This is a genomic window from Roseateles sp. P2_H4, from assembly GCF_056403315.1.
Window position 1 is genome coordinate 23,531 of sequence record NZ_JBFUFR010000011.1, and the last position, 23,536, is coordinate 47,066.

Below are 23,536 nucleotides of genomic sequence, written 5' to 3' on the forward strand. Positions count from 1 at the left end.
GGCGACGGGCGCCTGGGGCTCAGCCCCGCTCGAAATCGAGCAACAAGCTCATCACCTTGGTGGTGATGATGTCCACCGCCGGACCGTTGGCACCGTGCGGCAGGATCACGTCGGCGTTGCGCTTGGTCGGCTCGATGAACTGCTTGTGCATGGGGCGCACGGTTTCCAGATACTGGCTCACCACCGACTCGGTGCTGCGGCCACGCTCCGAAATATCGCGCTGCAGCCGACGGATGAACCGCACGTCCGAGGCCGTGTCCACATAGATCTTCAGCGACATCATGTTGCGCAGCCTGGTGTCGTACAAGGCGAACAGGCCCTCGACAACGATCACCGGTGCGGGCTTCACGGTGATGGTTTCGCTGGAGCGGTTGTCGGCCGAGAAGTCATACACCGGCATCTCGATCGCCTCACCCTTGCGCAGCGCGGCCAGGTGCTGCGCCATCAGCGGCCAGTCAAAGGCATCGGGATGGTCGTAGTTCTGCTTGCGCCGGTCTTCGGGCGGCATGTGGGACTGGTCCCGGTAGTAGTCATCCTGCATGACCACCGCCACCTTCTCCGGCCCGATGGCGGCCAACACCTGACGCGTCACCGTCGACTTGCCGCTGCCGCTGCCCCCTGCCACACCGATGACGAAAGGCTTGTGAGGGGTTTTGGGCATGAGGTCGTGGAGCGGGCGTGGGCGATGCCTGGGAATTTACAAGCTGGCGAGCGGATTGTGTGCGGCCTCGGGCTCCGCTTCAGGCTGGTTGCCGCCTTTCACCAGCGGATCTGCTGCCAACCAGCAGTCGCAATGTCAACGTGCTCTAGCCTTTCAGCGGCAACAGCACTCCAATGGCCGCAATGATGGCGCCGCACACATGATTGAAACCTCGCCCCGCCCGGGCCAGCCAAGCGGTGACGCGCTGAGCCATGCCTGCGATCAGCATCTCGGTGGCGACCTCGACGGCGGCGAAGGTGCCAGCGATGAAGAGGAACTGGGTTGAGATCGGACGCGCCGGATCGATGAAGCTGGGCAGAAAGGCGCTGAAGAACAACAGCACCTTGGGGTTGGTCACGGCCGACAGAAGCCCTTGCAGAAACAGGGCGCCGCCGGTGGCCGCTTCGGTGGTGTCCGCCGCAGAGACGCCCACCGGAGGCGACCGCCACACCTGGACGCCCAACCACACCAGATAGACGCCACCGACCCACTTCATGATAGTCAGTGCCGTGGCCGAGGTTTGCAGGAGCGCACCGATGCCGAACATCGACAGCGCGATGACCGCAACGAAACCGATGACTCCGCCCATGACGGTGAACGCGGCCTTGCGACATCCGTGCACAGCGCCATGCGTCAGCGCCAGCAGGCCGTTAGGGCCGGGCGACATTGACAGGCCGACGATGGCGGCAAGGTAGAGGAGCCAGGTGTGCAAGTCCACGAGCGTGCGGTTCTGCGCGATGTTGGGCCGAGTGCGCGGCACAGGCCATCAGGCCGCCTCCACCCTCTCGCAATAGGCCTTGAACGCTCGCTGCCATGCCGGCCTCGCCAGGCACCGGTCGCGGTATGCCACGACGCCAGGGTAGGGCGTGATCAGGGTTTCGTCCTTGACACCTGCCGACAGCACGTGGGCCATCAGGATGTCCGCGGCCGTGAAACTGTCTGTCGCGACGAACTCGCGCCCGGTCAGCCAGCGCTCCAGATTGCCCAACACGCGATGGACCCATCCGACCAGGAACTCGCGGGGCTTGGCGCAGCCACCGTCGGCCGTCCAGTCATGCACCATCAGCGCCATCAAGGGCAGTTCGACCGTGCTCAATGCAGCAAAACACCAGCGCGACACCTGCGTCTCGCCCGCCAAGTCTGCCGGAATGAGCTGGCCTGCCTTTTTCGCCAGGTAAAGGACGATGGCGGCCGATTCGGACACCACCATCCCGTCGTCGTCGATCGCCGGGATCTGCTCAAACGGACTGAGCCGGCGATAGGCCTCGGTGTTCAGGTCGTGTGCCGGATGGTCCAAGCCGGCGATCTCGAAGGGCAGCTGCATCTCTTCCAGAGCCCAGAGCACGCGGAGGTCGCGGGTGTGGGTGCGCGCGCCGGCATTGACCTTGGCAAATCCGTAGACAGTGAGCATGGTGATCCTTTCAGTGCTTCGACTTGGCGTTCACGATAGGCTCACCGGAGCGATCCGCACAGCCACAGTGACGAGCCGGTTTGACCGGCACAGATTGCACCCAGGGACGGCTGTACCAGCTGCATCCATCGCCGTCTGTGCCAGTCAGACCGCTCCGCACAAGGACAGAATGCCTGGATGTCAGCAGTGCCTGAGCCCGCGGAGCCCGCAACCTTGTACCTGCGGATCGCCGACAGCATCGCCGCGCCCATCCGTAACGGGACTCTGGCGCTTGGCGAGCGGATTCCCTCGGTGCGCGAGCTTTCGCGCCGCCACGGCGTGTCACTCGGCACGGTCGTGCAGGCCTATCGGCTGCTGGAAGACGCGCGCCTCATCGAAGCCCGGCCTCGCTCGGGCTACTTCGTCACGGCACGGCCGCCCGGCCTGCCCGAACCCGAGGTTTCCAACCCGCCAACGAGTTCACTCGCCGTGGACGTCAGCTCGCTGGCCGAACGCGTCATGCAGCTTGCGCACGACCCGAGCTACGTCTCCTTTGGAGCCGCCTGCCCCAGCCCTGAGCTGTTCTCGCAGGATCGCGTGCGACGGGCTGTGGCCCGTGCCGCGCAACGCCATGGTGCCTCGCTGACACGCTATGCCATCGGCCCGGGCGACGACGGCCTGCGCCGCGCCATTGCCCGGCATGGGCTCTATTTGAGCTGTCAGCTCGACCCGCGCGACATCGTCGTCACCAACAGCTGCCTGGAGTCCATTGCGCTGTGCCTGCGTTCGGTAACCCGGCCGGGTGATGTGGTGGCGCTGGAATCGCCGACGCTTTTCAGCTTCCTCGTCATCCTGGAGAGCTTGCATCTCCGTGCGCTGGAGATTCCCACTCACCCACGCACCGGCTTGTCTGTCGACGCGCTGCAACTCGCTCTCGACACCCAGCCCGTGAAGGCCGTGCTGGCCGTGCCCACGCTTTCAAACCCGATAGGCGCCTGCATGCCGCTCGCCGAGCGCCGACGCCTGGCGCAGTTGGTGGCCGAGCGCCGTATACCGCTCATCGAAGACGTGCTGTGCAACGACCTCGCCGCAAGCGACGAGCACCGTCACGCCGTGCGCGGGTTCGATCCAACCGGCCATGTCATGCTTTGCGGTTCGTTTTCCAAGACTGTGGCGCCCGGGTTGCGCCTGGGCTGGGTGGACGCCGGCCGCTGGAGCGGCCAGGTCGCGCGACTCAAGCAAGCCACCAGCGGCAGCCAGTCCACCGTGCTTGAGCAAGCATTGGCCGATCTGTTGACACAGCCCGGCGTCGAAGCCGGCCGGCGCCGCCTGCGCGACGCGCTTGCGACCCGCGTCGACGAAGCTCGCAGCCTCGTCGCCCGCCATTTCCCGCCCGGCACGCGGGTGACCAACCCGGCAGGCGGTCTGATCCTGTGGGTGGAGCTGCCGCTCGGCACTGACGCGCTCGGGCTTCACCAGGCGGCTTTGGCGGAGGGCATCGTCGTTTCACCGGGCACCATGTTCAGTGCCACCGACCACTTCCGCCATTGTGTTCGGCTGGGTCTCGGCGGGGACTGGGACGAGACACACCGGCGCGCGCTTAAGCACGTTGGGACGCTTGCAGCAGCGCAGGTGCGGCAAGCGCACCGCCTTTAAGACCCGGCGTGCGGGCGCCTAGCCGCTGACCGCTTCAGGCTGAGGCTGTGTGAAAACGCGATCTCAACGGCGTTTCAGGGGTCTCGACACCCTTGGCACTTCGGCGATCGTTGATCCTGACGCGATCTGATAGGCCGCTTTCTCGCCGGTCCGTCGACTGGTGGTGTTTTCACACAGCCTCGGCTGGAAGCGGACGCCTGATCTATGTAGCGATGGTCACCGCGAGGCCCGCGTCAGCAAGCGTCTGGGCTGCCTTGGCAGCCTGCGGCTTTGGCCAAAACGGACCGATGCGGAGCACTTCAGCACTTCTTACTCGCTTCGCAAACGCCGTTGTTGATTCAGCATCTTTGCCCGGTTGGACGCGTCGGAGCGCGAGGATCTGCTCCGTGGTCAGCGCGTTTGGTCGCAGCTCAATCCACCAATCACGCTCAACCTCCAATGAGCCTTCAGGTCCTGGCTCGCTCCGATTCCAACCGCATCGCGGACAGAACGAAATCCGAAGCACGCTCCGACCGTCAGCCGGTCGATGACTAACTGCCACAACAACATGGCAGGTGGGGCAAAGCTCTTTAGTGTTCAACTGGTTAGGCATAGCCCAAGAACGAGGCTACAAGGACATGAAGCATAGGCCCGCTACCGCTGCCAAGCAGCCCCTCAGGTCGCCCGTACGACCAGCTCCGTCGGCATGATCTCGCTGGCAGCGCCCTGGCCGCCGATGAGGTCCAGCACCTTGCGCGCCAGCAGCACGCCGCCGTGGTGCCAGTCCTGGCGCACGCTGGTCAGCGGCGGCGCAAAGCTCTGGGCCGCCGGCGAGTCGTCATAGCCGATCACCGACACGGCCTCGGGCACGGCCAGGCCGGCGTCGGTGAAGGCGCGCACGGCGCCCATGGCGAGCAGGTCGCTGGCCGCGAACAGGCCGTCCGGCGGCTTGCCCCCTTTCGCAAGGTGCGCCTGCACGGCCGTGAAGCCGGCGCCGAAGGTGAAGGCCGCCGGCGTCAGCGTCTGCGTCTTGAGCCCGGCCTTCTTCAGCGCCTTGGCAAAGCCCTGCTGGCGGTCACGGATCTCGGCATGGCGCACATCGCCGAGGAAGAGCAGCTCGCGCCGCTGCAGCGTGATGAGGCGCTCGGCCGCGCAGGCGCCACCATGGGCGTTGTCGCCACCGACGACGACCGCATCGCCGCGGCCATGCTCGGCACCCCAGACGACCATGGGCAGGCCCATGGCCGCGGCCGACTTCACGGCCGAGCCGTTGGCGCCCTGGCCGAGCAGGATGACGCCGTCCGCCGACGCCGCCATGCCCTGGCCGGGGCTCTGCAAGGCCGACAGCAGCACGCTGTAGCCGCGCGAGGTCAGCTCCTGCGTGATGCCGCCCAGCAGCTGCAGCGGGTAGGCGTCGGTCATCGGCCGGTCGGTGTCGGGCTGCATCTCCAGCATGACGGCCACCATGTGGCTGCGGCGCAGCCGCAGGTTGCGCGCATGGTGGTTGAAGCGATAGCCCGCCGCCTCGGCCAGCGTCTTGATGCGCTCACGCGTGGCCGGCGTGACCGAGGGGCTGTCGCGCAGCGCGCGCGAGACGGTGATGGTCGACACGCCAGCGAGTGCGGCGATCTGCTCCATCGTGACCGGCTTGCTCTCGGTCATGCCACTTTTTGTTCGAGCACGTAGTTCGCGCCGTCGTACTGGCCCAGCTTCTCCACCAGCAGCGGCAGGCACTCGGCCAGCTCGTCGTGCAGCGTGAAAGGCGGGTTGGCGATGAACATGCCACTGCCCAGCATGCCCAGTCCCTTGCCGTCCGGGCGGTCGGCGGGCTCGGCCACGGTCAGGCGCACATGCAGCCAACCCTTCTTGGCAGCAGCGTCGGCACTGCCCTTCAGGCGCGCCGCAAGTTGGCTCGACTCCAGCAGCTGCAGCTGCGGGTACCAGATCATGACGACGGTGTCGGCCGCGCGCTCCAGCGCCTCGCGCAGCGCGGCGAGCACCTTGCCGTAGTCGCTCTTGATCTCATAGGACGGGTCCATCAGCAGCGCCGCGCGGCGCGTCGGCGACGGCAGCTCGGCCTTGATGGCGGCGAAGCCATCGGTGTCGCGCACCTGGGTCTGCGCGCGCGACTCGAGGTAGCTGGCCAGGATGCGGTGGTCGGTCGAGTGCAGCTCGTAGACGCGCAGCCGGTCGGTCTCGCGCAGCAGCATGTGGGCGATGGCCGGCGAGCCGGGGTATTGGCGCAGCTGGCCGTCGGGGTTGAAGGCGCGCACCAGGTCCAGGTAGTCGGCCAGCGGCGCGGGCAGGTCCTTGCGGTCGTAGAGCCTGGCGACGCCCTCGGCGTACTCGCCCTTCTTCTGCGCATAGCGGCCCTCGACGGAGTAGCCACCGGCGCCGGCGTGGGTGTCGATGAGGGTGTAGGGCTTGTCCTTTTCACCCATGTAGCGCAGCACGCGGGTCAGCACGAGGTGCTTGAGGACGTCGGCATGGTTGCCGGCATGGAAGGCGTGGCGGTAGGCGAGCATGGGGCGATTGTCGCTAACACATCCGGGATCAACCCCGCCAGGACGGGGAAAGGCGACGAAAGCCAGACTTGCAACCATCCGTCTCGTCCCTATTTCACCGTCATGCCTACCCTCTTCGACCCCGTCCGCTTCGGCGACATCCCGCTGGCCAACCGCGTCGTCATGGCGCCTTTGACGCGCAACCGCGCCACCCGCCAGACCCCGCATGAGCTGCACGTCGAGTACTACCGCCAGCGCGCCGGCGCCGGGCTGATCATCACGGAGGCCACCCAGATCCGCCCCGACGGCCAGGGCTATTTCGACACCCCGGGCATCCACACGCCCGAGCAGATCGCCGCCTGGAAGCAGGTCACCGACGCCGTGCATGCCGAAGGCGGCAAGATCGTCGTGCAGCTCTGGCATGTGGGCCGCATCTCGCTGAAGAGCCTGCAGCCGGGCGGCCAGCAGCCGGTGTCGTCGACCAACCGCGCCGCCAAGACCAAAACCTATGCCGCCTATGGCGAGCTGGTACCCACCGACGAGCCGCGTGCCCTGGCCACGMACGAGATCCCGCAGCTGATCGCCGACTATGTGCAGGCCGCCAAGAACGCCATCGCGGCGGGCTTCGACGGTGTCGAGATCCACAGCGCCAACGGCTATCTGCTCGACCAGTTCCTGCGCGACAGCGCCAACGACCGCAACGACGAATACGGCGGCTCCATCGAGAACCGCGCCCGCCTGCTCATCGAGGTCATGACGGCGACGGCCGGCACCATCGGCGCGGGCCGCACGGCGCTGCGCCTGTCGCCCGTCACGCCGAGCAACGACATCGGCCAGGACAGCAACCCGCAGGCTCTCTTCAACTACGTCGCCGAGCAGTTGGCGCCGCTGAAGCTGGCCTTCCTGGAAGTGGTGGAGGGCGCCACCGGCGGCGCGCGCGACATCGCACCCTTCGACTACGCCGAACTGCGCCGCCGCTTCGCCGGCCCCTACATCGCCAACAACGGCTATGACCGCGGCATGGCTCTGGATGCCGTCGCCAGCGGCAAGGTCGATGCGGTGGCCATCGGCCGGCCCTTCATCGCCAACCCCGACCTCGTCGAACGCATCCGCGACGACCAGCCCTGGGCCCTGCCGCAGAAGGAGACCTTCTACGGCGGAGGCGTCCAGGGCTACACGGACTACCCGGCGCTGAAACAGGCCTGATCCATACGTCGCCGATATGGCGATGTGATATTTCAGATATTTGACGACTGGAGTTGCCGTCTCTAGTGTGGGGGCCGTCCTTGGGACGACCCCGAATAAACACTGGAGACAAGCAATGAATCGCCTTCTCGCGCTGGCCTTGGCGGCCACGCTGGCGGGGCCCGCCCTCGCGGCCGACCCCATCAAGATCCTCTTCGTCGGCAACAGCTACACCTTCGGCCGTGTCGACCCGGTGCTGAGCTACAACGCCGCCGCCGTGCACGACCTGACGGCCGGCTTCAACGCCATCAACCCGGCCGGCACCAACAGCTTTCCCGCCGGCACGGTGGGCTCGGGCAGCTTCGAGCCCCACCCCTGGGGCGGCGTGCCGGGCATCTTCAAGAAGATGACCGACGAGGCGGGCATGAGCTACGACGTGTCACTGTCCACGCGCAACGCGGCCTCGCTGCGCGGTCAGTTCCTGGACACGGCCAACAGCGACTGGAAGCTGCGCGAGAACGTCGCCACGCAGCAGTGGGGCGCCGTCGTGCTGCAGGAGCAAAGCGACGCGGCCCTGCCGGCCGGCAAGGGCAAGAACGCCAACCTCGCCACCTTCAACGCCTACGCCGACCAGTTCGAGCGCTTCATCCACAACGGCGCAGCCCAGAGCTACAAGGAATCGGCACTGTTCGGCAGCCTGGCGGCCTGCACGGCCACGGGCCTGTCGGCGGGCAGCTGCGGCACGACGCGCAACATCGCCGCCAACACGAACGCGAGCGCCAATACCAAGGTCTATCTGGAGCAGAGCTGGGCCCGGCCCGACATGGTGGAGGCGCACAAGGTCACGACGCCCGACCTGACGAGCAGCGACGGCCGCCCCATCGTCGACGCGGCCGGCGGCAACGCGACGCTGTACTACAACAGCCTCGCGGCGATGACGGCCGACCTGCACGACTCCTTCTACGCCAAGGCCGCCTCCAACCCGGGCTTTGCCGGCGTGGTGCCGGTGGGCGATGCCTTCCAGCTCGCGGTCGACCAGGGCCTGGCCCAGGGCAGCGGCTTCTACAACGCCGGCGGCACCTTCGCCGAGACGGCCGGTGCGCTGAACCTGTGGTGGCTGGACCGCACACATGCGAGCAAATACGGCTCCTATCTGTCCGCCCTGACGCTGTTCGGCAGCATCACCGGCCGCGACCCGCTGACGCTGGGCGTGGGCGAGCAGGCGGCCATCGACCTCGGCATCGACGCGACGACGGCGCGCGCGCTGCAGCGCGTGGCCAGCCAGCAGCTCGGCTTCACGACGGCCGTGCCGGAGCCGCAGAGCCTGGCCCTGCTGCTCGCCGGCCTGGGCGTCATCGCCCTCAGGACTGGAAAGCGCCGGGGTGGCGCGCCGGCCCGCTGAGGGCCTGGCTGGTGTGCGGGTGGCGGTACTCGCGCGACGGCGAGAGCCGCAGCCCGCCACCTTCGCCCGCATCGACTGCCTTGCCGCGCAGTGAGGATTCGGGCTTGAGCCGGTAGTCGTCGCGCGCCGCGCGCACGAACTCGTCCCACTCGGCCGTGAAGTTGGCGCGCCGCGTCCAATGCCCCTCGGCCGCGAGCTTGGGTGCGCCGACGAGCAGGTTGTTGGCCAGCACGACCTCGGCCTGCGGCGGCGTCACGCGCAGCCAAATACCGCCATTGGGGCCACCGCTGGGCAACTGGTCCACCAGCGTGTTGTTGACGAGGTAGAGGGCCTGCTTCTCCCACTTGGCACCTTCGACGCCGAAGGAGATCACATGCGGGTTCTCCGTCGTCGAGCTCTGCATGATGAGGTTGCCCATGACGACGGCGACGCCGCCGTTGGGAAACTCCAGCTCATAGCTCGCGCGGCCGCCGATCTCGTCGCTGAGCCGGTTGTAGAGGATGTGGTTGAGCGCCGCGCGGCTCTTCAGCAGATGGCCGAGCCGGCCGTGATGGAAATAGCTGCCCGTCACGGCCAGCCGCCTGATGGCACCGACGTAGACGTTATGCGTCTTGCCCTCGCGCAAGGCGATGGCGCCGAAGTCGCAGTCGACGATGTCGAGTTCGATGCCGTCGTCATTGGCCGTCAGCACGCCGTTCTCGTTGTCGACGAAGCTGCAGCCCACCAGCGTCAACGAACCCGCCTCGACGCGAATGCCGGCGCCATTGCGGTCGGGCACCGCGGCGCCGACGAAGTCGAAGCCCTCGATGCGCTGGCGCTGGCCGCTCATCACGAAGATGCCCTTGCCTTGGGCGTGCGCGCCGTTCGCGATCAGCCTCACGCGGCCGCCGACGGCACGCAGCGTCAGCTCATGCTGGCGCCAGCTCGCGACGTCGGCCACGTAGTCGCCCGCATCGACCTCGATGAGCATGCCGTCCTTGGCCTGCCGCGCCGCGGCCGCCAGCGACTTGACGGCGCGCCGGGGCCCGACCTGCAGCGCCGGGCCAGCATGGGCGGCAAGGGGCGCCAGGCCCGCTGCGACCAACAGCGACCGGCGGCGCATCAGGCCTTCTTCTTCATCTTGGCCTTGAAGAGTTCGACGATGCCAACCTCGCGCGGCCCCGGGATCAGCTCGAAGGCCTCGCCGACAGCTATCGTGCCTTCCCGCCTCACGGCCAGATAGAAGCCGCAGTAGCCGCTCTGAACCATCAGCTTGGCCGCCTGGTTGAAGCCCATGTGGGCATTGAACTTGAAGCAGGGGTAGCGCGGCTCGGAGACGGCGAGCTCGCAGTCCGCAAAGCGCAGCACGTCGCCTATCCAGACCTTGCTCTCCAGCAGGCCCGACAGCGTCAGGTTCTCGCCGCAATCGCCCGGCCGCAGGGCGCCCTCGACCTTGGCCTGGCCACGCACCGTGCTCCAGAAGGCGTAATGCTCCTGCGGGTAGGCATAGACGGCTTTGGAGAGGCCGCCATGCACGCTGAGGTCAGCCTGCTCGTCGCCCTCCAGGCCCAGGGGCCGCACCGCGATGCGGCCCTCACGGGGGCGCTTGCGGATGGCGGAGTCCAGGGACTCGCCTGAGGTCGCGACGAAATGTTCGACAGGGGCGGTATTCACGCTGAGGACTTGCATGCCGGGCATTGTCGAGGAGGCTTTCGGCGTGTTGGCCTACAAGGGTCTGCTGGCTGGCCATCTAGGCTTCTGCAAAAATCCCAAGGGAGAGCCATGAACGCACTCGACACCGGCGCCAGGGTTTGGGCCGGGCTGGCCGTGCCGCCTTCCAGCGCGCTGATGTTCGTCGTCGGCGTATTGCTGGCCGGCGCCCTGGCCGGCGAATTCATCGCCGCGACGACGCGGCTGCCGCGCGTCGTCGGCTACACGCTGGCGGGCTGCGTGGCGGCCGCCTTTGGCCAWGGCGTGGCCATGCCGCTGGCCGGCGCGGCCCAGACCGTCACCGACCTGGCCCTGGGCCTGCTGCTGTTCGAGATCGGCAGCCGCGTGCACCTGCGCTGGCTGGTCCGCAACCCCGGCCTGGCCTTGACCAGCCTGGCCGAGTCCCTGCTCAGCGCCGTGGCGGTGGCCGTGGTGCTGCGCTTCTTCGACCTCGGCTGGCAGACGACCATCGCCTGCGCCATCCTGGCCATGCCAGCACCGGCCGCCGTGTCGGGCCGCGTCGCGATGGAGTTGGGCGCCGAGGGTCAAGTCACTCAGCGGGCTTCGCTGCTGACGGCGTTGAACACGCTGTACGCCGTGGTCGCGCTGATCCTGATGCGCACCTGGTGGGCGGCGGACGATGGTGGCAGCCTGCCCCAGGCGCTGGCCGGCCTGGCAATCTCGCTGCTGACCACGCTGGGCCTGGCGGCGCTGCTGGCCGGTGCCGTCTATCTCGTCGCGCGGCGGCTCGACCTGCGCAACGAGAGCGCCGTGCTGCTGCTGTTCGGCCTGGTTGCCTTCGCCATCGTCGCGGCGCGCGCCATCGGCGTGTCGACGCTGCTGATGCCGCTGCTGGCCGGCCTGCTGCTGCGCAACACCAGCGAACGCCCCTGGGTCTGGCCGCGCCACTTCGGCACCTCGGGCGGCGCCCTGGTGCTGATGCTGTTCGTCATCGTCGGCTCGGCCTGGTCACCCAAGATCCTCGTCGCCGGCGGTTTCGCGGCGCTGGCGCTGCTGGCGACCCGCTTCGTCGCCAAGACCATCGCCATCGTGGCGCTGGCGCCCCTGGCCAAGTCCAGCTGGCGCCAGGGCCTGGCCCTGTCCATCACGATGACGCCGCTGTCGGCCACGGCCCTGGTCATGCTCAGCGAGCTGATGCGCGCCGAGCCCGGGCTGGCCGCCGGCGCCGTGCCCATCATCCTGGCCAGCATTGCCGTGCTGGAGCTGATCGGCCCGATTGCCGTGCAGTTCGCGCTGCGCCTGGCCGGCGAGCTGCCACCGGCGCCCAAGCGCCGCAATCGCCAAGAGAACGGCAAGGAAGGCAAGCAATGAGCCTGGGGGTCTTCTCCAAATCGCAGCCACTGACGCTGGGCGTCGAGCTGGAACTGCAGATCGTCAACAGCGCCGACTACGACCTCGCGCCCGTCTCCGCCGACCTGCTGCGGCTGATGGAAAAGCGCAGCATTCCCGGCGACGTGAAACCCGAGATCACCAGCAGCATGATCGAGCTGGCCACCGGCGTGTGCACGGGCTTCGGCCAGGTGTTGTCGGAGCTCGGCCAGATACGGGACGCGCTGGTGGGCTGCGCCGAGCAGCTCGACGTCAGCCTGTGCGGTGGCGGCACCCACCCCTTCCAGCACTGGAAGCGCCAGCGCATCTTCGAGACGCCGCGCTTTCACGAGCTGTCGTCGCTGTACGGCTATCTGTCCAAGCAGTTCACCATCTTCGGTCAGCATGTGCACATCGGCTGCCCGAGCGCCGACGAGGCCCTGGTGCTGCTGCATGGCATGAGCCGCTTCATCCCGCACCTGATTGCGCTCGCGGCGTCGTCGCCTTTTGTGCAGGGCGAAGACACCGGCTTCGACTCCGCGCGGCTGAACTCGGTGTTCGCCTTCCCGCTGAGCGGCCGCGCCCCCTTCGTGCAGACCTGGGACGACTTCGAGACCTACTTCACCAAGATGACCCGCACCGGCGTCGTCTCGGGCATGAAGGATTTCTACTGGGACATCCGCCCCAAGCCCGAGTTCGGCACCATCGAGGTCCGCGTACTGGACACGCCGCTGACCATCGAGAAGGCCGCGGCCCTGGCTGGCTTCATCCAGTGCCTGGCGCGCTGGATCACGGTGGAGAAGCCGTTCAAGCTCAGCGAGGACGACTATCTGCCCTACACCTTCAACCGCTTCCAGGCCTGCCGCTTCGGCCTGGACGGCACCTTCGTCGACCCCGAGAGCGGCGAGCACCGCGTGCTGCGCGACGACCTCATCGCCGTGCTGACCCGGCTGGACACCCACGCCGGCGACCTGCGCGCCGAGGCCGCGCTGCAATATGTGCGCCGCGAAATCAACGGCGTGGGCAACGACGCAACCTGGCTGCGGCGCATCGAGGCCGAGAACCACCTGCTGCCCGAGGTGATCCGACGGGCGGCCAAACGCTGGCACGGTTGAGTGCTGGCGCCCGCATCCAGCGGCGGTGTGCTACTTCAGCCCGAACAGCTGGCGCGCGGTGCCGTAGCGGATCTGCGCCCTTTCCTGCTCGGTCAGGCCCAGGCGCTCGAAAGCCGCCAGCGTGCGCGGCAGGGACAGTTGCGGAAAATCCGACCCGAGCAGCACATGGTCGACGCCGACGTTGCGGACGGTCCAGACGAATTCGTCCTGGATGGGCGATCCGGCCGCGATGATCACGCTGGCGGAGATGTCGAAATAGATGTTGTCCGCGAACAGGCCCTCGGCCGTTCGCGCCAGGGCCAGGATGTTCCAGAAGCGGAAGTTGAGCCCGCCCATGTGGGCGAAGATGAACTTGGTCTTCGGCGTCTTCAACGCAAGATTGAACAGGTTCTCGGTGTCGCCGGGGATGATGCTGGCGTTGTCCATCAACACGACGACGCCCAGTTCGCCGGCCCGCTTGACGAGGGTCGACACCCGCGGATCCGTGACGTCGAACTTCTGCGTGTGCGCATGCAGCTTCAGTACCTTGATGCCACGCGCCGCGACCCGCTCCAGCTCCACCACGGCCGCCTGGCCGTCATAGGGATGGACCGTCGCGATCGGCAGCATGCCGGGGTGCTTGGCGGCTAGCGCGATCAGGCCGTCGTTGCTGGCCCGTGTCTTCTCGACCTCGCCCGCCGGTGCCTGGTTCGGGCCACCGAACCACATGGCCCCGAAGCCGGCCACCGATTGCCCGCCAGCCTTGAGCTGGGCCTCGTAGTCGCGGATCGAAGCTTCGCCATTCCACAGGTGGACATGCGAATCGAAAGTCTTCTCCTGGCCGAAGGCAGCGCCCTGCGACAGCAGCAGCAGCGCGAGTGCAAACACAGCAGGCTTCATCGTTTCTCCAAGGCGGCACCGTTGAATCAGCGCGTCAGCCCAAAGTATTCCCCAGGACGCAGCCACGCTCCGCTGCCTCCCCTCATGACCGAGGTCCCCGCCCCAGCATCCAATGGGCCGTGCTGCTGCTGCGCGTAATGGCATGGCGACCGATGGACGGGCGGTAGGCCCGATAGAAGACAACGCGGGTGGCGTCGTGATGGGCAAGGATGGCGGCCGCGCCCAACCACGGAGTAGTTGCCGGCACCTCGGCATGACAGCGCTGACCACGCCAAAGTTGCACGAAGTTTCACGCTGCCTTCGCGCAAACCCTAGGCCCACTTCACGAGCGCCGTGAGCCTCTCGACCGCGCCAGCATGGCGTTATTCCTGTTTTGCATGACCCCACCGATCCCGGTGGTTACGGCGTGATTACATTGGATTCGACAATCCACCTCCTCAGGTTCGGTGTGCTTGGGCCAGCTCGCTGGCTGCCCCAAACACATTCCCATGATTGGAGCTTTCGCCATGAACCAACCCGCCATGCAGGGGCTGCGGCTGAACCTGCCCGCCTATGTCAAGAACGCCCGGCTGATCGCCTGGGTGGCCGAGATCGCGGCCTTGACCGAGGCCGCCGACGTCTACTGGTGCGACGGCAGCGCCGACGAATACCAGCGCCTGTGCGACCAGCTCGTCGCCGCCGGTACCTTCAAGAAACTCAATCCCGCGCTGCGCCCCGGCAGCTACCTCGCCAACTCCGACCCCAGCGACGTCGCCCGCGTCGAGGACCGCACCTTCATCTGCTCCGCAGCCAAGGAAGACGCCGGCCCGACCAACAACTGGATGGCCCCGGCCGAGATGCGCGAGCTGCTGCAGACCGGCGACAAGGCGCTGTTCAAGGGCTGCATGCGCGGCCGCACCCTCTACGTCGTGCCCTTCAGCATGGGCCCGCTGGGCAGCCCAATAGCCCACATCGGCGTGGAGCTGAGCGACAGCCCCTATGTCGCCGTCAACATGCGCACGATGACGCGCATGGGCCGCGCCGTCATCGAGTTGCTGGGCACCGACGGCGACTTCGTGCCCTGCGTGCACACGGTCGGCGCGCCGCTGGCAGAAGGCCAGGCCGACGTGAGCTGGCCCTGCAACAAGACCAAGTACATCGTCCATTTCCCCGAGACGCGCGAGATCTGGAGCTATGGCTCGGGTTACGGCGGCAATGCGCTGCTGGGCAAGAAGTGCTTCGCGCTGCGCATCGCGTCCACGATGGGCCGCGACCAGGGCTGGCTGGCCGAGCACATGCTGGTGCTGGGCGTCGAGAGCCCGTCAGGCAAGAAGTCTCACATCGCCGCCGCCTTCCCCAGCGCCTGCGGCAAGACCAACTTCGCGATGCTGATCCCGCCCAAGGCCTTCAACGGCTGGAAGATCACGACCATCGGCGACGACATCGCCTGGATCAAGCCGGGCACCGACGGCAAGCTCTACGCCATCAACCCCGAGGCCGGCTATTTCGGCGTCGCGCCGGGCACCAATTCGCACACCAACCCCAACTGCATGGACAGCCTGCAACGCGACGTGATCTTCACGAACGTGGCGCTGACCGATGACGGCGACGTCTGGTGGGAAGGCATGAGCGACACGCCGCCGGCCCACGCCATCGACTGGCAGGGCAAGGACTGGACGCCCGCGATTGCCAAGGAAACCGGCGCCAAGGCCGCCCACCCCAACGCCCGCTTCACGGTCGCCGCGACCAACAACCCGGCGCTGGATGCCAACTGGGACAACCCCGCCGGCGTGGCCATCGACGCCTTCATCTTCGGCGGCCGCCGCTCCACCACCGTGCCGCTGGTGACCGAAGCCCGCAACTGGACCGAGGGCGTCTACATGGCCGCCACCATGGGCAGCGAGACGACCGCCGCCGCCGCTGGCCAGCAGGGCATCGTGCGCCGCGACCCGTTCGCGATGCTGCCCTTCATGGGCTACAACATGGCCGACTACTTCCAGCACTGGCTGGACCTGGGCGCCAAGCTCGAAGCCTCGGGAGCCAAGCTGCCCGCCATCTACTGCGTCAACTGGTTCCGCAAGGGCGCCGACGGCAAGTTCGTCTGGCCCGGCTATGGCGAGAACATGCGCGTGCTGAAGTGGATGCTGGACCGCCTGGAAGGCAACGGCGGTGGCAGCGAACACGTCTTCGGCGTGACGCCCGGCTATGCCGACCTGAACTGGGAAGGCCTGGACTTCTCGCAGGAGAAGTTCGACACCGTCACCCGCATCGACGCCGCCGAATGGCAGGCCGAGATGAAGCTGCACGACGAGCTGTTCGCCCAGCTCGCCTTCCATCTGCCCGCCGAGCTGCCTGCCGTCAAGGCGCGCATCGAAGAGCGCCTCGCGAAAGAGGCGGGCTGACCGTTTTTGTTGACCCTTCCGGTGACAAACTTTGTACGGGCGCCTTCGGGCGCCCGTTTTTTCAGCGCTTGCTGCCGAACACCAGCAGCAGCCCGCCGACGGCGATGGCGCCGACGCCCAGCCACATCGGGATATTGACCTGCTCCGTCTCCTTGGCCGAGACCTCGAGCGAGCCCAGCTTCACGACGGTCTTGTCCTTGGTATAGCTGAAGCCGCCCATGGCGAGGCTGGCCGCGCCGATGACGAGCAGCAGGATGGCGATGATCTTGGTGGCACCCATGGCGCTCTCCTGTTTTGAGGTGCGCTCAGTCTCAGGTCGACCGCCTGTGACAAACGGTGTCGAACGACGCGACCCGCTGTCAGACAAAGCCGACAGCGGGTCGTCTCACGGGTAGTCCTTCAGCGTCGCCGTGTTGCTGCCGCCCTTGCAGCGTGCCGCATCGCCGGCGTCGTTGATGACGTGCTCGATGCTGCCCTTGTCCACCAGGCAGACCGTGATCATGTGGTGGAAGCGCACACCGGGCAGCTGGGGAGCCTCGATGGCGCGGTCCAGCGCGACGTCGGGTTTCAGGAAGACGCTGTACAGCCCCAAGCCCCAGGCCTCGTGGCGCGTCACCGTGTCGGCCACCTTGTAGGCCGCATAGCCCCGGCCACCGGCTGCATTCGTCCACTGGGCTTGAGTCGGCGGGTCGTAGGGGATCTCGGACTGGTAGAAATAAACGCGGCCACCATTGCCCTGCCAGACGACCTGCTCCTTCTGGAAATGCTCGGCGAACAGGCCGTAGATGGTCACATCCTCGCCATTGACCCACAGGCCATGCGCCGAAGGATTGCTCGTCCAGCTGACGCCGGCGCCATGGTCGGCGCGCCACAGCCAGGTGTGGTCGACGATGGTGTCGTGGGCATTGATGCGCAAGGCCGTGTCGACCTGGCCGGCCGCCGCGCCGCCGATGCGGAAGAACAGGTCATGCAGCACGATGGGGTCGGCCCTGTGGCGCTTGCGGGTACCCACGGGCGCCACCTCCATCAGCACGCCCGAGTCCTTCTCGCCCGCGTCCAGGAAGAGGCCGGCGATCGTCAACCCGTCGACGTCCGCCGTCTTCAACAGCGGCTGGCCGACATCCGAGCGCAGCGTCGGGAAGCCGATGCCCAGCACGACGGTACCGGGGCGCCTGACCTGCAGCGTCTCGGTCAGCAGGTACTCGCCCGGCGTGAACAGCAGATGCTTGCCCGCCGCCAGCTGCGCGTTCATCGCCGCCGCCGTGTCGCCCGGCCTGGCGATGAAGAACTGGGCAATCGGCAGCGTCCTGCCCGGCGCCTGCCTGCCGTCGGCCCAGGAGATGCCGACGCTGTCGCGCCGCAGCGCCGGCACGCGCACGGCGTAGCCACCCTGGGCGTCGATGAAGAGATAGGGCTTCTCGCGCACCAGCGGCGTCTTGTCGACCTTGGTGAAGCGCTGGCCCGGTGTCGGGAACTCGCCCGCCGGCGCCCCCTGCACGCCGACGAAGACCATGTTCCAGTTCGAGCCCGTCCAGCTGCCCCACCGGCTGTTGCGCGACAGCCATTGCTGCTGGGTCGCCGAGTTCACCTGGCCGTCCACCAGCACGTCCGAGAACCAGCCGCCACTGGCCCAGCCCTTGTTCTGGTTCAGCCGCATATTGCCGCGCACATGCATGCGCCGGAACGGGATGGCCTGGGACACCGCCCACTGCAGGGTGTTGTCGCCGATGCCCAGCGTCGGCGTCACCGAGAAGTTCTCGGCGCCGCGCCAGAAGTTCTGCGTGGCGTTGTCACCGTCGAGGAAGGCCGTGGAGCGCAGGTCGCCGATGACGTGGACATCGTCCGGATGCGCGCCGAGGCCCAGCACCTGCGTGTAGAAGCCCACCGGGATGCGCAGGCCGTCGTAGATGCCGGGCTTGAGCAGGATGGCGTCGCGGCGCGGGCCGAAATGGTTGGGCTGCTGGGCCGCATAGACCTCGTCGATGCGCTGCTGCAGGCCCGGCGTCGCGGGGTCGAAGATGTGGACGTTGGGGCCGAAGTCCGGCTTGTCAGCCGCCACGGCGGCAGCCGCCAGGCCCACGGCCAACACGGCCGCCATCGCTTGCTTGCACTGCATGTCTCTTCCTCGCCAGGTCTTTGGCTGTCGTTGTTGGAATCGGTTCCACTTTCCTGATTGGATCACGCACCACTAGGCACGGCCTTCAGGGTTACTCCTGCGCAGGGCAGCGCACAATGGCTCGACTTGCGCAAGGAGACCCGATGAGCCAAGGCTTTGGTCACGAGGTGCCAGGACGGCACGCCCAGCAGGAGCACCGCAAGGTCTCCCGGTACCTGATCGTCATCGAGTCGGGCGCCGGCCCGGTCGCCAAGCTCTTTCTCGACAGCCGCGAGCCGGCGGGTGAGTTCGACGTGGGCACCGAGGAGGTTGCCGTCATGACGCGCAGCGCCACGTCGTCGACGGGCGCCGGCGGTGCGGAGTGGAACAAGGCCCTCGCTGGCCACAGCGCCGAGGAGCGCGCGGCGGCAACCGTCTATCTGCTGGACGTCTAGAAGCTCGAACCGGGCTGCGTGAGGAAGACCTCTTCCTCCGGCGTCGACGCGCGGCCGAGGATGGCGTTGCGGTGTGGGTAGTGCCCGAAGCGGTCGACGATGGCCTTGTGCTTGAGCTCGAACTCATGCGTGTGCTGCGGCGCGCGCTCACGCATCAGCGGCTCGCCCGCCGCATGGATGGCGACGGATTCGCTGTGCATATAGGGCATGTAGAGGAAGGCCCGCTGCTCGACGGGCAGGGCCAGGTCGGCACCGGCGGCCACGGCCTCCTGAGCGAGCGCCAGCGCCAGCGGGTCGGCCGCAAAGGCATCGGCCGTGCCGCGGTGGATATTGCGCGCGAACTGATCCAGCGCGATGACCTCGGCGAGGCGCCCCTCGGGCGTGGCGCGCCAGGCAAAGAGCTCGCAGCGCCTGGCCTGTTCATGCAGGGCGCCAAAGCGGGCGCGGACGAGTTCATCGAAGGCCGTGTCGACCTTCCACCATTGGGCCGGCGTGATCTCCTCGAACCAGAAGCGCAGGACGGTGTCGTGCATGCCGTTCACCCCTTGCGGCCGCCCAACAGCAGCAACAGCCCACCCACCGCAATCGCCCCCACGCCAAGCCACACCGGCAGGTTCACGTCCTCCTTCTGCTTGGCCGACAGCTCCAACGGCCCGAGCTTCACGACGGTCTTGTCCTTGGTGTAGCTGAAGCCACCGGTGACCAGGCTGGCAGTGCCGGCGATGATGAGAAGGATGCCGATGATCTTGGCGACGTTCATGGCGGGCGGTTGAAGTGGCAGAGCCGTCAGCTTAAGTGCTTCACCAGGCGTAGCTGGCCCCCAGCAACCCGTAATTCACGCCTCCGCCCTGCGGCCCGCGGCTGCGGCCGATGCCGGGCGTGAGGGTCCAGCCGGCACCCGCGGCGATGGCGGCCTTCATCTGCACGCTGCGCAGGCTGCCGCCGTCATGCACGCGGTCCTGCTGCACCTCGCCGTTCAGCGCCACGCGCTCGTTGACGCGCCAGGTCGCGCCGAGCTGATGGCTGCGGTCCAGGGCCGCCTCGTCGCGGTTGACGGCCGAGACGCGATTGCCGATCAGCGGCACGCCGTCCAGCAGGCCGGCGCTGTTCGTCGCCTGCGTCGTGCGGGTCGCGTAGCGGTTGCGCAGGCTGGCGCCATAGACCGTCAGGCGCGGCGTCACCGCGACGGCGCCGTGCAGGCCCAGGCCGTGGCCCTTGACGCGCTGCTCGACCGGCGCGCCGGCGACGGTGGCGTGGGCGCGTGCGGTGCGCCGGGTAGCGTCAACGCCGATATTGGCGTCTGCCGTCGGCTTCCAGTCCAGCGCCGCCGCCACGTCGGTCTGGCGCAGGGCCGCGCCGTCGCGTCGCTGGCTGGCATTGACGCTGGCCTGCCAGGCCTTGCCCGCCACGCCGCCGCCGACGGCCGCCTGCCTGGGGCGGTAGGTGAGGCCGCTGGCCGCATCGCGGCTGCGCGACTGGTCGACGCCGGCCTGCACCCAGGCGCTGTCGCCCACCGGCAGGCTGATGGCCGCCGCCGCGCTCTGGTTGCGCTGGCCGTCGCGTTGCACGGCGAGGTTCAACGCGCGCCTGTCGGCGTTGGGCGCCGGCTCGTCAGCCTTGGCAGTGCCGGCCAGCAGCAGGGCGGTGGCGACGAGGATGGGCTTGAGGTTGTTCATCAGGGCTCCAGGTTCTGTGGGTCACAGTGACCCTTTCAACCCGACAACGCCGCCCGCCCCGCCATCCTTCCAGTGCCGATGTAACCAGTCGCAGCCTAGGCGCGCCGGCGCGCTTCAGGGTTCGCGGGGATGCGTGATTCCGACGGGTCGACCACACTGCCGCCCGACCATAAGAAGCCGCAGGGAGCGTGAAGTTCATGATGTCGAAATCGATCATCCTGGCGGCGAGCCTGCTGCTGCCCATTCCGATCTGTGCCGCGCCGGACCTCCCTCCCATGCTCGGTCAGTGGGCGGGTGTGATAGCGCAGGCATGCCCCGTCCTTATCAAGGACTTGACGGGGAACCGCGATATCCAGGCAGCATTCGCGGGACGCGCAGTCGACAGCCAATCGGTATGCAGCTGTGCCTTTGACAGGATCGTCGGCGACTCGCGACTCGTTGCCGAATTCAGGGTCGAGAATGCGGTTCTCGCCCAGCGGCTGAACGCGGGTGGCCTGAAGGCCTACGCCACCCTTCGCGGCATCACCTCCATCCTGGCCTGCCTGTCGACAGATGTGGACAAGTCGCTGGCGGCCATGCGAATCGATGACGAATACGTACCGCGCGTCCAGCTCATCGAAGCAAGCAGCCAGCCTCAGTTCGAGAACGTGGATGAGTCGGCGTTCAAGGCGCTGATGGCCAGGAACGGCAGCTCAACGCCGGCCTCGCTCGCCGGATCGATGCGCACGGTCAGCGCTGATGTGCTGCGCCAGACCGGTCAGCCATGCGGGCGCATCCGCGTGCTGGACCTGAGCCGGGTCGAAGAGGACGTGCCCGACAAGTCCCTGGGCGCTGACAAGGAGGTCAAGCTGACCTGGCGCGTCAATGCCTGTGGCCGAGAGCTGACGACCGAAGAATCCTTCACGCAGATGTCCCGCGAGTGGACCGACAGCATGCTGAAGCCCAAATAGCCGCCGGGGCGCGCGGGCCCCGAGATCCTGCACTTGGGGCGGGACACGCCGATACTCCCGGCACCGCGATTCACCAGGGCGCTGCCGACATGAATCAGCCAACGGCCAGCATCGATGCCATCGCCGAGGCCCTGCAAGCCCAGGCCTATCTGCCCTCGCGCGAATTGGCCACGGCCGCCTTCCTGGCGCTGCGACTGTCGCGCCCCCTGCTGCTGGAAGGCGCCCCAGGCACCGGCAAGACGGCCATCGCGGCCGCGCTGGCGGCGGCCCTGAAGCGGCCGCTGATCCGCCTGCAGTGCTACGAGGGTCTGGACCTGGCCGCCGCGGCCTACGAATGGAACTATGCGCGGCAGATGCTGGAGATCCGCCTCGCGCAGGCGCACGAGCGCGAGCGCACGGCCGACGAACTGTTCTCCCGGCGCTTTCTCATCGAACGCCCGTTGCTGCAGGCCTTGACGACCCAGCCCGCCCCGGTCCTCCTCATCGACGAGCTGGACCGCGCCGACGCGCCCTTCGAGGCCTTCCTGCTGGAGTTCCTGGCCGACTTCCAGATCACCATCCCCGAGCTCGGCACGATCAGCGCCGCCACGCCGCCGCTGGTCATCCTCACGAGCAACCGCAGCCGCGAGATCCACGACGCCGTCAAGCGCCGCTGCCTCTACCACTGGGTGGACTTCCCCGACGCCGCGCGCGAGCTGGCCATCGTCAACGCGCGCCTGCCGCAGATCGAGCGGCGGCTCGCGGCGCAGGTCGTCGCCTTCGTGCAGGGTCTGCGCCAGCTCGACCTCTACAAGCTGCCCGGCTTGGCCGAGACGCTGGACTGGTCGCGCGCCCTCATCGAGTTGAATGCCGTCAGCCTCGACCCTGCCACCGTGCAGTCGACGCTGGGCGTGCTGCTCAAATACCAGGACGACATCGCCCGCGTGCAGGGCAGCGAGGCGGCGCGGTTGTTGGCGGAAATGCGAGCCACCGCACAGGCCTGAGCCGTGGACCACCTGGCGGAGAACCTGCTGCACTTCGGCCGTGTGCTGCGCACCGCCGGCCTGCCCGTCGGCACGGACCGGCTGCTGCTGGCAGCCCAGGCCCTCGAGGCCGGCGGCCTGGCCTCGCGCGCCGACTTCAAGGCCACGCTGGCCACCTGTCTCGTCGACCGGCCCGAGCACCGCCCGCTGTTCGACCAGGCTTTTCATGTCTTCTGGCGTGACCCCGACCTGCTCGGCCGCATCATGAGCCTGCTGCTGCCGCAGGCCGAGGGCCGCATGTCCACGCCACCGCCGCCGGAGAACCGGCGCCTGGCCGACGCGCTGTTCCCTGCCCCGCTCACCACGGCGCCGCGCACCGAGCAGGTCGACATCGAGGCGCGCCTGGACGCCGGCAACCGCGAGCTGCTGCAGCGGCGCGATTTCGACACCATGACGGCCACCGAATGGGACGCCGCGCGCCGGGCCCTCGCCGCGCTGCAGCCGCGCCTCGCGCAGCAGCTGACGCGGCGCCACACCGCCTCGCGACAGGGCCGCGTCGCCTGGCGCGTGACGCTGCGTGCCGAAGCGCGTCGCGACATCGCGCTGCCATCGCGTGAACAGGCCCGCCGCCGCTCGACGCCCCTGGTGCTGCTGGCCGACATCTCGGGCTCGATGGGGCGCTACTCGCGCGTGCTGCTGCACCTGGCCCAGGGCCTGCTCAACCCCGGCCCCGGCCTGCATCAGCGCCCCGTCGTCGAGGCCTTTGTCTTCGGCACCCGGCTGACGCGCATCACCCGCCAGCTCCAGGCCCGCGACCCCGATGCCGCGCTGGCCGCCGTGTCCGCCGCCGTGCCGGACTGGGCCGGCGGCACGCACATCAGCCAGAGCCTGCATGCCTTCAACCGCGACTGGGCGCGGCGCGTGCTGGCCGGTGGTGCGGCCACGGTGCTGCTCGTCACGGACGGGCTGGAGCGCGACGCGCAGGACGGCTCCCGGCTGAGTACCGAGGCCGAGCGGCTGCGCCTGTGCTGCCGTGAGCTGATCTGGCTGAACCCGCTGCTGCGCTTCGATGGCTTCGAGCCGCGTGCGGCCGGCGTGCGAGCGCTGTTGCCACAGGTCAGCCGGCATCTGCCGATCCACAACCTCGACAGCATCAACCAGCTGCTGGATGCCTTGCTGCGCTAGCCAC

General features: G+C 67.9%; 23 protein-coding genes. 10 read left to right on the plus strand and 13 right to left on the minus strand.

From position 1 onward, the window contains the following. Positions 1 to 19: 19 nt before the first annotated feature. From udk to AC1DW3_RS10365, 3 genes are all read right to left on the minus strand, one after another. Positions 20 to 661 (minus strand): uridine kinase, encoded by a 642-nt coding sequence (gene udk / locus AC1DW3_RS10355; protein ID WP_477931108.1) that lies wholly within the window; start codon positions 659 to 661, stop codon positions 20 to 22. A gap of 145 nt (positions 662 to 806) precedes the next feature. Then, entirely contained in the window at positions 807 to 1,367 is a 561-nt protein-coding gene (locus tag AC1DW3_RS10360; RefSeq protein WP_477931323.1) for a LysE family translocator, read from the minus strand. Between the two features lie 99 nt (positions 1,368 to 1,466). Next, positions 1,467 to 2,111, minus strand: coding sequence for a glutathione S-transferase family protein (locus AC1DW3_RS10365; RefSeq protein ID WP_477931110.1), 645 nt, complete (start codon positions 2,109 to 2,111; stop codon positions 1,467 to 1,469). A 213-nt stretch (positions 2,112 to 2,324) separates the two neighbouring features. Here AC1DW3_RS10365 and AC1DW3_RS10370 point away from each other — a divergent pair, with 213 nt between their 5' ends. Continuing rightward, positions 2,325 to 3,746 (plus strand): aminotransferase-like domain-containing protein, encoded by a 1,422-nt coding sequence (locus tag AC1DW3_RS10370; RefSeq protein WP_477931112.1) that lies wholly within the window; start codon positions 2,325 to 2,327, stop codon positions 3,744 to 3,746. Between the two features lie 654 nt (positions 3,747 to 4,400). On the opposite strand, the gene AC1DW3_RS10375 is transcribed toward AC1DW3_RS10370, so the two are convergent. Both AC1DW3_RS10375 and AC1DW3_RS10380 read right to left on the minus strand, forming a co-directional pair. Continuing rightward, positions 4,401 to 5,387 carry a substrate-binding domain-containing protein gene (locus AC1DW3_RS10375; RefSeq protein ID WP_477931114.1) on the minus strand — a complete coding sequence of 329 codons (987 nt, stop codon included), beginning with the start codon at positions 5,385 to 5,387 and terminating at the stop codon, positions 4,401 to 4,403. Continuing rightward, positions 5,384 to 6,250 carry a 23S rRNA (adenine(2030)-N(6))-methyltransferase RlmJ gene (locus AC1DW3_RS10380; RefSeq protein WP_477931116.1) on the minus strand — a complete coding sequence of 289 codons (867 nt, stop codon included), beginning with the start codon at positions 6,248 to 6,250 and terminating at the stop codon, positions 5,384 to 5,386. Before AC1DW3_RS10380 ends, AC1DW3_RS10375 begins: the two co-directional genes overlap by 4 nt. Before the next feature lie 102 nt (positions 6,251 to 6,352). Here AC1DW3_RS10380 and AC1DW3_RS10385 point away from each other — a divergent pair, with 102 nt between their 5' ends. Together AC1DW3_RS10385 and AC1DW3_RS10390 are read left to right on the plus strand one after the other, a co-directional pair. Continuing rightward, positions 6,353 to 7,435 (plus strand): alkene reductase, encoded by a 1,083-nt coding sequence (locus AC1DW3_RS10385; RefSeq protein WP_477931117.1) that lies wholly within the window; start codon positions 6,353 to 6,355, stop codon positions 7,433 to 7,435. Between the two features lie 115 nt (positions 7,436 to 7,550). Next, a complete protein-coding gene (locus tag AC1DW3_RS10390) occupies positions 7,551 to 8,816 on the plus strand; it encodes a PEP-CTERM sorting domain-containing protein (RefSeq protein WP_477931119.1) in 1,266 nt (421 codons plus the stop codon). Here the strand turns inward: AC1DW3_RS10390 and AC1DW3_RS10395 are convergent. Next, positions 8,776 to 9,918, minus strand: coding sequence for a right-handed parallel beta-helix repeat-containing protein (locus AC1DW3_RS10395; RefSeq protein WP_477931120.1), 1,143 nt, complete (start codon positions 9,916 to 9,918; stop codon positions 8,776 to 8,778). The genes AC1DW3_RS10390 and AC1DW3_RS10395 overlap by 41 nt on opposite strands. Next, positions 9,918 to 10,484 carry an MOSC domain-containing protein gene (locus AC1DW3_RS10400; protein WP_477931122.1) on the minus strand — a complete coding sequence of 189 codons (567 nt, stop codon included), beginning with the start codon at positions 10,482 to 10,484 and terminating at the stop codon, positions 9,918 to 9,920. Before AC1DW3_RS10400 ends, AC1DW3_RS10395 begins: the two co-directional genes overlap by 1 nt. A gap of 93 nt (positions 10,485 to 10,577) precedes the next feature. On the opposite strand from AC1DW3_RS10400, the gene AC1DW3_RS10405 reads away from it, so the two are divergent. Further along, the gene (locus tag AC1DW3_RS10405) at positions 10,578 to 11,837 is read left to right on the plus strand and encodes a cation:proton antiporter (protein ID WP_477931124.1); all 1,260 of its coding nucleotides are present in this window, start codon (positions 10,578 to 10,580) and stop codon (positions 11,835 to 11,837) included. Next, complete coding sequence (locus AC1DW3_RS10410) at positions 11,834 to 12,949, plus strand: YbdK family carboxylate-amine ligase (RefSeq protein WP_477931126.1); 1,116 nt, start codon at positions 11,834 to 11,836, stop codon at positions 12,947 to 12,949. Before AC1DW3_RS10405 ends, AC1DW3_RS10410 begins: the two co-directional genes overlap by 4 nt. A gap of 30 nt (positions 12,950 to 12,979) precedes the next feature. Here the strand turns inward: AC1DW3_RS10410 and AC1DW3_RS10415 are convergent, their stop codons facing one another. After that, on the minus strand, positions 12,980 to 13,828 hold the full coding sequence (locus AC1DW3_RS10415; RefSeq protein WP_477931128.1) for an amidohydrolase family protein: 849 nt from the start codon (positions 13,826 to 13,828) through the stop codon (positions 12,980 to 12,982). A 506-nt stretch (positions 13,829 to 14,334) separates the two neighbouring features. Here AC1DW3_RS10415 and AC1DW3_RS10420 point away from each other — a divergent pair. Next, complete coding sequence (locus AC1DW3_RS10420; RefSeq protein WP_477931130.1) at positions 14,335 to 16,209, plus strand: phosphoenolpyruvate carboxykinase (GTP); 1,875 nt, start codon at positions 14,335 to 14,337, stop codon at positions 16,207 to 16,209. Positions 16,210 to 16,270: 61 nt separating this feature from the next. On the opposite strand, the gene AC1DW3_RS10425 is transcribed toward AC1DW3_RS10420, so the two are convergent. After that, the gene (locus AC1DW3_RS10425; RefSeq protein WP_477931132.1) at positions 16,271 to 16,489 is read right to left on the minus strand and encodes a hypothetical protein; all 219 of its coding nucleotides are present in this window, start codon (positions 16,487 to 16,489) and stop codon (positions 16,271 to 16,273) included. A gap of 105 nt (positions 16,490 to 16,594) precedes the next feature. Continuing rightward, a complete protein-coding gene (locus AC1DW3_RS10430; protein WP_477931134.1) occupies positions 16,595 to 18,325 on the minus strand; it encodes a hypothetical protein in 1,731 nt (576 codons plus the stop codon). 143 nt (positions 18,326 to 18,468) lie between these two features. Here AC1DW3_RS10430 and AC1DW3_RS10435 point away from each other — a divergent pair, with 143 nt between their 5' ends. Then, a complete protein-coding gene (locus AC1DW3_RS10435) occupies positions 18,469 to 18,759 on the plus strand; it encodes a hypothetical protein (protein WP_477931136.1) in 291 nt (96 codons plus the stop codon). Here the strand turns inward: AC1DW3_RS10435 and AC1DW3_RS10440 are convergent. From AC1DW3_RS10440 to AC1DW3_RS10450, 3 genes are read right to left on the minus strand one after another with little or no spacing between them, the layout of a single operon-like run. Beyond that, a complete protein-coding gene (locus tag AC1DW3_RS10440) occupies positions 18,756 to 19,292 on the minus strand; it encodes a DUF924 family protein (RefSeq protein ID WP_477931138.1) in 537 nt (178 codons plus the stop codon). The two genes, AC1DW3_RS10435 and AC1DW3_RS10440, sit on opposite strands and share 4 nt — an antisense overlap. A gap of 5 nt (positions 19,293 to 19,297) precedes the next feature. Then, entirely contained in the window at positions 19,298 to 19,519 is a 222-nt protein-coding gene (locus AC1DW3_RS10445; RefSeq protein WP_477931139.1) for a hypothetical protein, read from the minus strand. Between the two features lie 40 nt (positions 19,520 to 19,559). Then, a complete protein-coding gene (locus AC1DW3_RS10450) occupies positions 19,560 to 20,435 on the minus strand; it encodes a hypothetical protein (RefSeq protein ID WP_477931141.1) in 876 nt (291 codons plus the stop codon). A gap of 188 nt (positions 20,436 to 20,623) precedes the next feature. Here AC1DW3_RS10450 and AC1DW3_RS10455 point away from each other — a divergent pair, with 188 nt between their 5' ends. From AC1DW3_RS10455 to AC1DW3_RS10465, 3 genes are all read left to right on the plus strand, one after another. Next, a complete protein-coding gene (locus AC1DW3_RS10455) occupies positions 20,624 to 21,385 on the plus strand; it encodes a hypothetical protein (protein ID WP_477931143.1) in 762 nt (253 codons plus the stop codon). 89 nt (positions 21,386 to 21,474) lie between these two features. Continuing rightward, positions 21,475 to 22,368, plus strand: a complete 894-nt coding sequence (locus AC1DW3_RS10460; protein WP_477931145.1) for an AAA family ATPase — start codon at positions 21,475 to 21,477, stop codon at positions 22,366 to 22,368. A gap of 3 nt (positions 22,369 to 22,371) precedes the next feature. After that, positions 22,372 to 23,532, plus strand: coding sequence for a vWA domain-containing protein (locus AC1DW3_RS10465; RefSeq protein ID WP_477931147.1), 1,161 nt, complete (start codon positions 22,372 to 22,374; stop codon positions 23,530 to 23,532). Positions 23,533 to 23,536 lie beyond the last annotated feature (4 nt).